This window comes from Paenibacillus sp. N22P23, assembly GCF_059383735.1.
The window spans coordinates 132,818-146,305 of sequence record NZ_JBXENT010000003.1 but is presented as its reverse complement, the minus strand read 5'-3'; the positions used below and the strand labels follow the sequence as shown (position 1 = coordinate 146,305).

The 13,488-nt window shown below is 49.6% G+C and carries 11 protein-coding genes; 5 read left to right on the top strand and 6 right to left on the bottom strand.

Annotated features, from left to right (window positions below):
* Positions 1–6: 6 nt before the first annotated feature.
* From AC506A_RS16090 to AC506A_RS16065, 6 genes are all read right to left on the bottom strand, one after another.
* Positions 7–471: a Calx-beta domain-containing protein gene (locus AC506A_RS16090; protein ID WP_495462030.1), complete on the bottom strand. Its 465-nt coding sequence runs from the start codon at positions 469–471 to the stop codon at positions 7–9.
* A 193-nt stretch (positions 472–664) separates the two neighbouring features.
* A complete protein-coding gene (locus tag AC506A_RS16085) occupies positions 665–3,973 on the bottom strand; it encodes a hypothetical protein (protein ID WP_495462029.1) in 3,309 nt (1,102 codons plus the stop codon).
* Positions 3,973–5,385 (bottom strand): glycosyltransferase family 2 protein, encoded by a 1,413-nt coding sequence (locus tag AC506A_RS16080; protein WP_495462028.1) that lies wholly within the window; start codon positions 5,383–5,385, stop codon positions 3,973–3,975. The genes AC506A_RS16085 and AC506A_RS16080 overlap by 1 nt, the downstream gene beginning before the upstream one ends.
* Positions 5,376–6,437, bottom strand: a complete 1,062-nt coding sequence (locus AC506A_RS16075; protein ID WP_495462027.1) for a HEAT repeat domain-containing protein — start codon at positions 6,435–6,437, stop codon at positions 5,376–5,378. The genes AC506A_RS16080 and AC506A_RS16075 overlap by 10 nt, the downstream gene beginning before the upstream one ends.
* 1 nt (position 6,438) lies before the next feature.
* Positions 6,439–7,350, bottom strand: coding sequence for a response regulator transcription factor (locus tag AC506A_RS16070; protein ID WP_495462026.1), 912 nt, complete (start codon positions 7,348–7,350; stop codon positions 6,439–6,441).
* 541 nt (positions 7,351–7,891) lie between these two features.
* Positions 7,892–8,059, bottom strand: coding sequence for a hypothetical protein (locus tag AC506A_RS16065; protein ID WP_495462025.1), 168 nt, complete (start codon positions 8,057–8,059; stop codon positions 7,892–7,894).
* Between the two features lie 156 nt (positions 8,060–8,215).
* On the opposite strand from AC506A_RS16065, the gene AC506A_RS16060 reads away from it, so the two are divergent.
* The 5 genes from AC506A_RS16060 to AC506A_RS16040 all read left to right on the top strand — a co-directional run bounded on the left by AC506A_RS16060 (position 8,216) and on the right by AC506A_RS16040 (position 13,486).
* Complete coding sequence (locus AC506A_RS16060; RefSeq protein WP_495462024.1) at positions 8,216–8,578, top strand: VOC family protein; 363 nt, start codon at positions 8,216–8,218, stop codon at positions 8,576–8,578.
* 49 nt (positions 8,579–8,627) lie between these two features.
* The gene (locus AC506A_RS16055) at positions 8,628–9,206 is read left to right on the top strand and encodes a GNAT family N-acetyltransferase (protein ID WP_495462023.1); all 579 of its coding nucleotides are present in this window, start codon (positions 8,628–8,630) and stop codon (positions 9,204–9,206) included.
* A 667-nt stretch (positions 9,207–9,873) separates the two neighbouring features.
* The gene (locus AC506A_RS16050) at positions 9,874–10,779 is read left to right on the top strand and encodes an ABC transporter permease (protein WP_495462423.1); all 906 of its coding nucleotides are present in this window, start codon (positions 9,874–9,876) and stop codon (positions 10,777–10,779) included.
* Positions 10,780–10,803: 24 nt separating this feature from the next.
* Positions 10,804–11,697, top strand: a complete 894-nt coding sequence (locus tag AC506A_RS16045) for a carbohydrate ABC transporter permease (RefSeq protein WP_495462022.1) — start codon at positions 10,804–10,806, stop codon at positions 11,695–11,697.
* A gap of 73 nt (positions 11,698–11,770) precedes the next feature.
* Positions 11,771–13,486: a type 2 periplasmic-binding domain-containing protein gene (locus AC506A_RS16040; RefSeq protein ID WP_495462021.1), complete on the top strand. Its 1,716-nt coding sequence runs from the start codon at positions 11,771–11,773 to the stop codon at positions 13,484–13,486.
* Positions 13,487–13,488 lie beyond the last annotated feature (2 nt).

Below are 13,488 nucleotides of genomic sequence, written 5' to 3'. Positions count from 1 at the left end.
AACGAATTACTTGCTATCGTTATCGACGATGTTAACGAAAGAGAGGAAGATTGGACCTACCGTTGCGCCGCCGGTCGGGTCTTTCAGGTAGACGTTAAACGCTTCCAAAAATTCCTTCTTGGAATCGTCTACGATTGGCACCGTAAACGTTTTTGACGTTTCGCCGTCGCCAAATACGAGAACGCCTGAAACATGGTTGAAATCTTCGCCGGCTTTGGCCGTCAAGCTGCAGTTGCAGTACTTGACCGATACTTGCCCGTCTTTACCGCCAATTCGATTCACGGTAATGGTAATCGAACCCTCATTCTCATTCACTTTGTAAATCAGGTGAGACAGGGTTAGTTTCCCGGGCTTCTTCGGTTCGTCGCGCGGCTTCGCCGATGCTTGAAGCGGCATCGCCAGCAGGAAAACCATGCAGAAAGCGAGAAACAGGAAAGATAGCTTCTTGATACGTTTTGTCGAACTAAACATGAGATAACCTCCATCACAGATAGTTTTTGATACAATATGTAACAATACCTATTCTATGATACTGTTTGTAACATGTCAATCGTGTTTTTCTAGTAAATGGATAAACATATTCATGCGAATCGGAAACGAATAGAGGCCTCGCAGGACGTTGATTGGAACGTTCTTGACGAGGCTCTTTTGGTGGTTGTATGGCTTATTGCTTCCCGTACTCCTGGCGTAAAATATAATAGGACCGCTTCAACCGTTCATGGTAATACGGCTGATTCCACTCACCCCATTGGAACAGGTGAAGCATCGATTTGGCGACCGGCTTAGCAGGATCAAGCTGCGGCAGTGTTTCATATCCATTGCGGGTTTGGGCTGCAACTAGCATGGTGAATCCGCGTGTTGTCTTGCTGGAGCCGTAGCCTTGACCGGAGGTCCACAGATCGCCGATCACCTCGTGCAGGCTGGGATCCTTGAGATTCAGCATCTGCCAAGGGATGCGCATTTCGATGATCCCAAGCGCTTCGTTCACGTGATAATCCGTAAGCGAGTTGTAGTCATGCGACTGCGGATTGCTGTTGCCGTGCCGGAGCAGCCCCGTATGATAGGACTCGAATGGATATACGAGCAGCTTGCCGCTATCCAGCAGCATTTTGGAACCTTTGTTCAGAACGAGACGAATCGGATGGTAGCTGCCGTTATTGCGTTTATTCACACCGGGAACGGTAGGGATCAGCTTTTTTAAGTAGGCATAGTGGTAGTAGAAAGTGTCGTAATAGCTGTCAATGAACGCTTCCGCGTAGGAGGCACTGTCGATATCGATATAGAAATCGAAACCGACTTCGTTGTTGGTAAACGGAATCCCTTTCGGCAGCTTCGTAATCCCTTGTCCATCAACCGTATCCAGCATAACGGCGGTATGAATCGCATCCTTATCCAAATGCCGATAATCGAGCCGCAAGTACAGATACTTCAAGTCATTGGTCATATATAGCGCTTTGAGATTGGGCTGATCCTTGGTGGATGCTTCGTAGTTAATGTTTGCTTCGTAGAGCGGCGCTATGTGCAGCGCATCCCAATCCAGAGTGTCGCCGTCAACGTTGATCGCAGTGATGTTCTCACCCGGATCGAAGCTCAGCATGCCGAAGTATTGCTCATTGGTTTGAATGTTCGACCAGAATGGACGCCGATGCGGATTGTCGTATTCCATCGTGTTCCAAGTTCGTTTAAACCATTCATCCTGCCAAGAGAAAATCATACCTCCCGCATAATCCTCAGACAGCATATCCTCGTACAGAGCGGCGATCATTTCACCTTGCTCTTGCTCCGAATGATGGCCTTGATTCCTGCCGTGCACATTGCGGTGCGTCATGCCCCTTGAACCGGGAATCCCGAACTCTGCGACGAGAATCGGCAAACGGTGAGCTGCCTTCAGGGCGTGGAGATAACCGGCGTAATTATCCTTTTCCCCCGACTTATCGACGTAATCCTTGTATTCATTGTTAATGAAATCCGGATAGTACGGATAAATGTGATAGGAGGCGAAGGAGCCCGGCTTGTAGCTGCTTCTCGTATAAATGTGGTTCGGGTTCACCGCCACCATATCTTCGTCGCCGAACGATTCCAGCGGATGCTTCAGCAGATCCGTCGTTGGCCAGTTCGTGAAACTAAGCGCATGCGAGGCGTTGTAAGTTTGGCGCTCATAGTCTGCTATGTATTCCATGCCTTGCGCCAGCCACATTTCGAAGGGTGAGGCTTCTTGCGTATAGACATAGCTGCCCAAGAATTGCGGTTTATGCTTATTGACCGCAGCTGCATTCGTGCTCGCAACGGCATGCGGGTCCCACTCAATCCCCAATATCCAGCCAAGCAAATACGGCGACACATCATAGGAATAGCTGCCATAGGAATGGCCGGACTTCTTGGGCAGCTTCGCATGACCATGTACGGCATTCACGACATTCACGATCTCTTCATGGAAGGGTGAGGTAACCTCATTCGAGAAGGCATTGTTTGTGCTTATCAGCGCATCCTCCAGTACCCAAGCACCGTGGAACATATACAGCGGATGATCCGTCTCGCGGTTAAATTCGTACAGCGCTTCGTAGAAGGCCGGCGGCTGCAAGGTATAGACCCGGATGGAGTTGGCGTTCATGGCTGCAATTTGCTTGAACCACCGATAGTACTCGTCGCGTCCAATGGCGGCGTTCCCCGGAAATGCACCTGGTTTGCCCATCCCGATGTTAACGCCTTTGACGATAAAATCGACCCATATTCCATGTTGAAGGATTTGAAAATGGTTGCCTGCTAGACGTACGTTGTACGTGACATCTTCAGCGGCTAGCGCATGTTCAACCTGGGCGGGCTCCTCGGGGTGATTCATCCCACGGCTGACAATCGCTTTGAGCAACGGGGCATAGATCCGCCAATAGAAAGCACCTTCGGAGCCATGCCAATTCGGCAGCTTGCGCAGGGTCGTGTGAATCGTGCTTTGATAAATATCCGGAATCTCGGTATTCGTGGAGAACTGTCCGCACAGATAGTAGCTCCCGTATCGCCTATTCTGATGGTGGATAACAGCAGGCAGAGTAAGCGGAATATAACGGCGGCTAAGCTTTGCTTGGCCTGTATCCGACAGCGGCAAGTGATAGGTTGCGAGCACTTCATGCTCATCTTCAGCGTCGATAATATCAAACCACCCGGTATAAGCCTGCTGCCCGCTGAGCTTAAGTTCGGACTCGCCTTTGGTCGTGAATGCAAATTGAGGTGCACCTCCTCTCGCATTCGCAAGATCCTCTCTCGTAAGGACGAGTACCTCTTCGGTGAACTCGTTCATAAACAGGTAGCCATTTTCCTTATAGGGCCATTCACTGCCCCCGTGCTGAATGTGATAGCTGCGCTTAATATTGCTCGGTACCTCAATACCGGCAAGATCCGCTACATATTTGCCGACCCAGCCTTTCCAGGTCACATTCAGCAGACTATACATATCTGTGCGCATCTTCACAGACGTCGGCTTACCGAATAGATTATATTCGGCAACGAGCGTTCCACCTGCGGTCAGCAGTTTTTGGCGGATGGCTTCGAACTCCTCCCGCTGCAGGCCGCCGTACAAGCTCTTGCTCTCTTTTGCCCCCGGCTGCTTATGTGTGAACTCTTCTTTATCCACGCCATAGAGATCAGCAAGATAGATCATATCGTAGCTGTTCAGGTTCGCAGGCATCTTCGTAATGGCATAGCTCTCGCCGTTGCTGCTCGGTTTGAAGCCAACATAATCCGTTGCCGGATTATAAGGTTTGCCCGAGGCTTGGACATATTTTGCATTATTGAGCAGCCAAGTGAGCCCCGCATGATTGCGGTAGGATTGATTGGGCACCGTCTTGTCCACGATGAGCACGCGCAGAGGATGACTCGGTTTCATCACCCATGTCCAGAATGGAGAAGTGACGAGCAGCAGGCCAAGCGTAATGCAGCCGATCATAAACGATCGTTTGTTGAACAGATCCAAATGTCGCATTATGAAATCCCTTTTCTTTTCATTTCGCCCCAGTGTTTATAGCCGAAGAGAAACTGGAATACGCCTTCCACCCGCCAAATCACGGTCAACGGACGGAACCAAATGACCTCGGTCAGCGCGTACAGATAGAGCTTGAAGATGTCCTTCTTATCCGCATATTTTCGCAGGCTCCACTCCTCCAGCAGCAAGGCTAGTAACGAAATGATGGAGCCGTAGAGAAGGAAGGCAAGGAATAGAAGAACCGAAAACTCGATCGAGATGCCTCCGAAGAGCAAGGCCAGGATGATGAACATATACCCCCCAAGCTCCACAATCGGACCAAACAGCTCAATGATGAGGTAATAGGGAAAGGCGATCATGCCAACAAAGCCGTACCTTGGGTTTAGCAGCATTTTGCGGTGCATCCATAAACTCTCGAGCAGCCCCCTGTGCCAGCGATTTCGCTGTTTACGCAGAAAAGGGAGGGTCTCCGGCGCTTCCGTCCAACAGATGGGATCGGGGACGAATACGATGCGCTTATTCGCCTTCCGCTCTTTAATGAGACGCTGTAATTTTACGACAAGCTCCATGTCTTCACCTGCTGTTTCGGTGGAATAGCCTCCGGCAGAAACGACCCATTCCTTCGAGAACACTCCGAAAGCACCAGAGATAATAAGCATTAGATTGTAGCGGCTAAGCCCGATCCGACCAACAAGAAATGCACGTAAATACTCGATGACTTGGTAGATGACAAGTGGTTTATTGGAGAGCTTGATCCGCTTCACGATACCCATCTGGATGTCGCATCCGTTGGCAATTCGCACGTTACCGCCCGCAGCAATGATATCCTCGCCTGAACTTATAATCGGTTTCATCACTTTGACAAAGGCATCGCGTTCGAGAATAGAGTCGCCGTCGATCGAGCAGAAATAGGAGTATCTGGCGTAATTGATACCGGCATTTAAGGAGTCAGCTTTGCCGCCATTTACTTTGTTCAGCATGTAGAGATGGGGTAACTGGGTGGATTGGTAGACAGCCAGCACCTCACTGGAAGGGATAAGCTGGCGAACAGCCCGGTCGATTGGCACCATTCGAAAATGCGACATCATGACCTCATGCGTCTGATCCGTCGAGCCGTCATTAACGACGATGATCTCTACTTGCGGATATTGCAGGCTAAGCAGGGAACGGACGCTCTCGAGAATGCCGGCTTCCTCGTTATAAGCGGGAACGATAACCGAAATCGGCTTCGTAAACGTAATGTCGCGAAGCTCCTCATGCGCCCGCAATGTATTGAGCTTGTATGATTTGCGTATCGACAGGAAGGAGAACAGAAACATCAGCAGATAGAACCCGCTTACTAGCAGCATGTATATCAGAACAAAGCGGCTGTAGAAGTGGATGATCGCGAACCACAGCAAGGTTATGTCCATTCTTGCTCCATTCCTAACGTCTCCTTCGCCATATCTCGAGCGAAACGATCATGACCTGATTCGGCGATTAGTCTCAGCATTTGTTTTCCTTCTTTCATCCCGAGCAGTGCATGCGCGGCCTGATTTCTGACCCACCATGAGCTGTCTTCAATAAGCTTGTTGAGTGCCGGAGTGAACTCAGGCTTCTTCAGCGCACCGAATAACTTGGCGGCCATGGCCCGCTCTTCCCACTGATCGGAAGCTGCAAAGGCGAGATAGCGCTCCGGCTGATCCGTGTAGCCAAGCTGCGCAATGGATTTCAACAGCTTGATGTGCAGCTCCGCGTCGTGAGGAGGCTCTTCCTTTTGAAATAATAGCTGCTCCAGAAAGGGGAGATTCTCGTATTTGTTCAGCGTGCTGATCATGTCGATGAGGCTGTACTGAAATGCCACAGGAAGTCGGCTGAACTGGCCCAGTGCGGAGGCGAATTGCTCATCTGACATCATCGAGATGAGCTGCCTGTAATCGAAATCCGAAATGGAAGCAGGTATGCCGAGTATGGCTTCAATCGCTTCCGGATGGCGGACTTGAACGAGCAGCTTGCAAATTTGATAATATTCGTCGGGCGTACAGCGAGAGCTTTTTCTAAATATTAGGATGTCTTCCAACAGGGATTCCATTCCAAAAACCGACGCATGATAGAGTACATTCATCCGCATGCTCCATTTACGACTTCGTAGGAGCTTGCGATATCGTGCTGTGTAGTGGGCTTCCGCGAATTGCTTGGCCCGGCTGGTCACGTCTTCACCTCTAACATTGCGCAGATATTCGCTCAGAAGCTGCTCTGATGCATAGAATGTTGCTTGGGAGTAAGGGATGAGTGCCCGAAAAAGAGTTCCCTTGGTCAAGTAGATATACATACGTGCAGCATATTTCTTGGCATACGTGCTCATCAAGGCATTCAATCGTTGATCCTTCGCCTTAATAATTGAAATATAGACGAGCATGAGGCTGGCTATAACCAGCAGGCTGCAAGCAAATACCCCAAGTGTGATAACCGCTGTGCTGTACATGCTACTTCAACCTCTCCAGCATTCGTTTCACTTTCGCTTCCAGCAGCCGAATATTAAACGGCTTTGGAATGTAGTCGTCGGCGCCATGCTCCAAACTATAAATCGTATCATTTTCTGTATTTCTGCTGCCAAGCATCAGGATGATGTATTTATTCGAATTGGGCATACTTCTTAGCTCACTGAGCAGCTCGATGCCGTCTCGTTCAGGGAGAATATCACTTAGGAAAATAAGCTGCGTATGCCCGGAATAATGCCACTCCGATCCAATAAAGCTGCTGCCATCCTCAAAAATCTGCTGTTGAAACTGGATGCCGGAAACCTCGAGCCCCTCCATCATATGGAATAGAATGCTCTGCGCGATTTCGGAGTCTTCAATGATGGACACTTTCACGATTTGTGTAACAGGGCGCGCTGTGATTGATACCGATTCAAGTCGGCCGGGACCTGTCGCCAGTGCGAGTTGAATCGCCTGCTCGCTTGCCTCCGCGATTTCTTCGAAAGTAATCGTCGCATGCGCAACCTCGACCATACCGGCAGTGAGCTCAGCTTCAGGGAATTGTTTAGCGAGCACATTGTAAATGCGCTTCATAAAAAATTCCGTTTCGCGCTCGCCCGAATAGGAGAGCAGGACATTGAACTGCCCGACTTGATCGGTTGCAAAAATGAAATCCGTATCGCGCAGCTGATTCGCGATTAGGGAGCTTACATGTGCAGCAGTGCTATCAGATACGAGGTCATCGTCGTGGTCTGCGTCCAGCTTGACGATGCGGTAGATGGCGATGGTGAGAACAGTGAACTTCATTCGGGATCGCGGCATATCGGCTAATTTCCACTGGATGAACGGTTGGAAGAAATCACGGTGATACAAGCCGGTCGACTCATCGAACAGCATCATCAGAAAAGGAGTTCTCATAGGCGCACACCTCCGGCGAAATAGCAAAGCAGCATCGTATAGTATGCCACCAGTCGGAGTTAATTATTGGTAACTGGAAATTCAGCTTCCGAACCATCAAACCACCGCTCGTAGCGGAGGCCGAGAGTAGGAAAATCCGACTCTCAGCAGAAAAAACACAGGAAAAAGCAACTGAGAGTCGGAAAACCCGACTCTCAGCAGTCAAACTAACCAACCAGCACAACCCAACCAGCCTACCTCAATTACCTCAACTATCTCAACTCCTCCAACTCCTCCAACTGTGCCAACTGCGCAACAAGCCCAACTACCCCCATACTACATTCAAGAGCGGTATACCCGCTTAGTGCAGCAAATCGGCCATGTTTTGCTGCTGAAAGCGGCATATCCGCTAACAGCTCACAGAAAGAACGATATTACTCGGGTAACGGCGATTGAGCCACTTCGAGAGCGGTATATCCGTTTTCGAGGAACAATTGCTGCGAACGGGAAACTAAAAAAGCTGAGAGCACGAATCATGCTCTCAGCTTCAGCCTTGCTATACCTACTGTTTCTTCAACTCACGGCGCTTCTTCACAGCCACCACATTCATGTAGATACCAATAATGAGCAGCACAATGCCGAGCACCCAATTGACGAACAAAATATCAATAATGCCGTAACCAATAAAGAAAATGCTCACAACCTGCAGCAATCGCGGACTCATTTTCATAGGTGCACCTCATCATCACTAGAATTCATTTGCCCCAGTATAGCGTACAAGTGGCGGAAATACTAGATAGTGGCAGGAGATTTGCCCTAGATCTCGAATATGCGAATAAGACAATAAGTAAATAGGAAAGCACAAGGACATGGAGGGATTCCCGAGATGAAAGCGATGAAGTTACGACCATTTGTTCCATCTGGTGCCGATTTTGAGTTGGCGCAGCAATTCTTTAAAGATCTTGGCTTCGAGAGCGTATTATCCAATAACGATATCGTCATTTTCCGTTTATCCGAGCAGGAATTTATTTTGCAAAATTACAATAACCAGTCGTTCCAGGACAATTACATGATCGACCTGACTGTAGACGATTTAGATGCCTGGTGGTTGCATATCCAAGCGATCCAAAGCAGCGGGAAATATCCGATCCGGGCCAAAGAGCCGACGCTGTTTCCATGGGGCCGTCGGGAAATTCATCTCATTGATCCGGCAGGCGTATGCTGGCATTTCGCGCAGGCAGATGAATAGCCAACCAACTGGGCTGGGCTAAAATAAGCAACACGGAGGGAACTTCAGTATGGATGTAAAACCGATTACACTTTCCGGTAATAAAGTTGAGCTGGTTCCGATGGGACTCGAGCATATCGAAGGCATCTATGAAGCAGGTCGATATCCCGAGATTTGGACACTTACCGCTAAAGGCATAGCTTCAATAGACGATGCGAAAGCCGATGTCGAGAAAGCATTGTCACAACCGGCGTCGCTTCCATTTGTAATTATTGATCGGGCAACCGAACGCATCGTTGGCAGCACGAAGCTCTTCGATATCTCCACCGCGAACAAAGGGCTGGAGATCGGATCGACGTGGCTTACTCCCTCGGTATGGCGCACATCCATCAATACGGAATGCAAATATCTGCTGCTGAAGCATTGCTTCGAAACGCTGGGCACCATCCGCGTCCAGCTCAAGACGGACTCGCGGAACACGCGCTCCCAGCAGGCGATTGAGCGACTTGGCGCTACCAAGGAAGGCGTGCTTCGCAACCATATGATCTATCCGAACGGCTATGTAAGAGACTCCGTCTATTACAGCATTCTGGATAGAGAGTGGCCGGTCATCAAGGAGCGGCTGCAAAGCCTGCTGAACCCGCAATAACTAGTGCACCAACCTAACCAGCAACGATTCATTCAAAAAGGCAGTCCGGCGCGCATGATCTCATCATGCGCCGGGCTGTTTTTTTTGTTCTGGGAGTGGGTGAGCACACGGAATACGAGTTACGTGCAGTGGCAACTTACATGCGAAAAGCTCTAACGAATCGTACAGGCCTTATTTGCTCGAAATTAGCTTTATAAAAATTCTAACGCATCGTAGAGGCACTATTTGACGGTTTATAGGTATTTTGGAGCCGGATTTTCCACAATAAGACCTCTACGGTTCGTTAGATTCTCGCAGCATCGAATGTCGGCTCAATAAGGCTTCTGTGGTTCGTTAGAATTGCTCAGTGTGTGGCAACGGGTTATTGGCGCGGAATGCAAGATAAGCGAGCTGCCGGCACAACACGAAAACAGCATGAAAAAGCAGTTGTGTGTGGGGAAGAGTAGCTCTGGGAGCAACACATAGGGGATGCACAACCTGAAATTTTGCGACTGAAAGCAAAATTTGAGACCTTATATTGCCACTGCCCGCCGGCTTACAATAAGTTCAGAAGAATGAAAGCACTTACATAAAACCATAAACTCCATGGAGGTCTGCCAGCATGAGCGCCAATCTGAGCTATGAGCTGCCCACGAGGCAGCAGCCGGCAAGCCGGAAGGACAAGGCCATGAAAGTGATCCGCAAGATCATCGGCCAGAAGTATTTGCAGGTGATGGCGCTGCTGGGCGTAGCCTGGATGATTATTTTCAATTATATTCCCATGTACAGCGTCATAATCGCCTTTAAGGAGTACAACATCATTCATTCCGTGCACGAAGCGCCTTGGGTTGGCTTCCAGCATTTCCGAGAATTTCTCGAGGACGATGAGCTGCCTGGCGTCATCTGGAACACGGTTGGCATGAGCATGTTTAAGCTCGTTCTCGGGTTTCCGCTGCCGATCATCTTCGCCCTCTTCCTCAATGAACTGCGCTCGTTGAAGTTGAAGAAGTTTGTACAGACGATCTCCTACCTGCCTCACTTTCTGTCGTGGGTCATACTCGGAGGCATCCTGACAACATGGCTCGCCGATGTTGGCATCATCAACAACTTGCTTATCGCACTTGGCTTCATCGATGAACCGATCAGCTATTTGGCGGAGCCGAGCTACTTCTGGTCGATCGTCATCACATCAGACATATGGAAGGAACTCGGTTGGTCGGCCATTATCTACCTGGCTGCAATCGCCGGGGTTTCACCGGAAATGTATGAGGCCGCTACAATCGACGGGGCAGGACGGTTTCAGAAAATGTGGTTTGTAACGCTCCCGAGCATCAAAAGTACCATTACGATCCTGTTCATTCTCGCAGTAAGCGGCATTCTATCTTCAAACTTCGATCAAATTCTCGTCCTGCGCAACTCGCTCAATGAGAGTGCGAGCAACGTAATCGACGTTTACGTCTATCAAACCGGTATCTTAAGCGGGCGTTACTCCTACTCGGCCGCAGTTGGATTGTTTAAATCGATTATCGCGCTGATTTTGCTGATCATGGCAAACCAAGTGTCGAAGAAGCTCAACGATACGTCGTTATTCTAAAAGATAAGGTGGTTGCGCCGACTGATGTATACATCCCTACTCCGAAGAAAAACCGCCGGCGAGGCACTATTCGATGCCGTGAATACGATCGGCATGCTGCTTATCTGCTTCGTGACGATCTATCCGATCTGGTATGTGCTCGTCAATTCCTTCAATGAAGGGCAGGACGCGATGCGCGGCGGCATCTACTGGTGGCCGCGCGTGGTCAGTCTCGATAATTTCCAAGCCGTGTTCAACAACCCCGGCATTATGCTGGCGATGGGCGTAACGGTTGCGAAGACCGTTATAGGTGTTCCGGCACATGTATTCTTCACCGCAATGGTTGCCTACGCTTTCTCCAGAAGGGAGTTGGTTGGACGACAGATCTACATGCTGATGGGCACGATCACGATGTTTTTCAGCGGCGGTCTCATCCCTTTCTATTTGCTCATTCGCGACTTGCATATGCTCGACAGCTTCCTAGTCTACATCATACCGGCCATGTTCAACTTCTTTGATCTCATTATCTTCTTGGCCTTCTTTCGGGAAATTCCCACAGGGCTTGAGGAAGCCGCAAAGATTGACGGAGCCAATGACTTCTCCATCTTCGTCCGTGTCGTCATTCCGGTATCCATGCCGGTTATCGCCACGATCGCCTTATTCCACGGGGTGTATCAATGGAACGATTATTTTACCGGGATGATCTATATCAACAATATGGATTTGCAGCCGATTCAAACGTACTTGTACCGGGTTATCGCACAGTCGAGCTCGAACATCATGATGGCGGCGATGCCGGGCGGCATTACGAAGAGCGTCACCTCGCAGTCGATTAAGCTCGCAACGATGGTGGTCACTACGCTGCCGATCGTGCTGGTGTATCCGTTCTTACAGAAGTATTTTGTCAAAGGCTTGATGATCGGCTCGATCAAGGGTTAGGTTATTCGTCCTAGCAGGCTGGATTCCAAGTCGGCAAAGACATTATAATAAGCGAAGCAAAGGGGTAGGGAAAATGAGAAAAGGTAAGGTTCAGCGCTTAATTGCTTTAACGACAGTGTTTGCGCTTGTTTTCACGCTGGCAGCTTGCTCCGGCGGCAACAACAATAATAAGAACAATGAAGCGGCTGCAGGCAACAACAAAGCTGCGAATACTGCGGACAACACAGCGGCAGACAACACCAAAGCAGAGAACAAACCCGCTGTATCTGCTGACGAGCCTGGCTGGAAAGCTGACACGTCACCGATCACGTTTGACTGGTATCTTAACTTCTCTTGGTTCCCGAATAAGTGGGGCGTAGATGCAACCTCCCAATACATCACGAAGAAAACCGGCGTTAACGTCAACTTCATCGTACCGGCAGGTAACGAGAACGAGAAGCTGAATACGATGATCGCTTCCGGCTCGCTTCCAGATTTCATCACGCTTGGCTGGTATGAGGACGGCGTGAAGAAGATGATCGAAGGCGGTCTGGTAGAACCGCTGAACAAGCTGGCAGAGCAGTATGATCCGTACTTCTTCAAGGTTGCGGACCCTGCGAAGACATCCTGGTACACCCAAGAAGACGGCAATGTGTACGGTTATCCGAACGCATCGTCCTCGCCGAAGGATTTCGAGAAATATGCACGCGATTACACGTCGAACCAAACGTTCGTCGTACGCAAAGATATGTATGAAGCGCTTGGCAAACCAGACATGCGTACAAAGGAAGGATTCCTGAACGCGCTCAAAGCAGCGAAGGAGAAATTCCCGGACGTAAACGGACAGCCGCTTATCCCGCTTGGCTTGCATGAGTTTGGCGAGAACGGTAACAGTTCACTCGAAGGCTATCTGCAGAACTTCCTTGCTGTTCCATACGAGAAAGACGGCAAGCTGTATGACCGTGTGACAGATCCGGAATATGTTAGCTGGCTCAAGACATTCCGCAAAGCCAATGAAATGGACCTACTCGCGAAAGATATCTTCATCGACAAACGTCCGCAAATGGAAGAGAAAATCGCGCAAGGCCGTTACTTCGCGATGCTGTACCAACGCAGTGATTTTGCCGCACAACAGAATGCCCTGTTTGCCAAAGATCCGAACTCTGTCTATATTGCTATCGACGGTCCCGGCAATGATGCAGGCGATCAACCGACACTTGCCGGCCCTGGCATCTCCGGCTGGACAGTAACCCTCATTTCCAAGAACGTGAAAGACAAAGCAAGAGCAATTCGTTTCCTTAGCTACCTTGTAAGTGAAGAAGGCAATAAAGACTTGTTCATGGGCGAGCCGGGCGTAACGTATGACACAGCTGACGGCAAAGACGTGTTCAAGCCTGAAGTACTTGAGCTGCTGAACAAAGATCGTTCTTCCTTCGATAAGAAGTATGGCGCGTCGTACACCTTCTGGATGCTGATGGATACGAATATGAACCTGAAGTGGGCGCCGCCGAGCGTGGAGCCGTCCAAACAAATGGAAGATTGGACCAAAGGCAAAACGCAAAGCTTCTCGCAATACGACCAAATCAATCCGACGGGCAACTCCGAGGAAGGGATTGCGAATACGAAGATCGCTCAAACGTGGGGCAAAACGCTTCCGAAGCTGCTGCTTAGCAAGTCCGATGAGGACTTCGACAAAACGTTTGCGGAGTTCATCGAGAAACGTAAGGATGCAGGCTTCGATAAGGTGCAGGCGTTCCAACAGAAGAAATATGAAGAGAACGTAGCGAAGCTGAAAGAATTTCTGAAATAGAG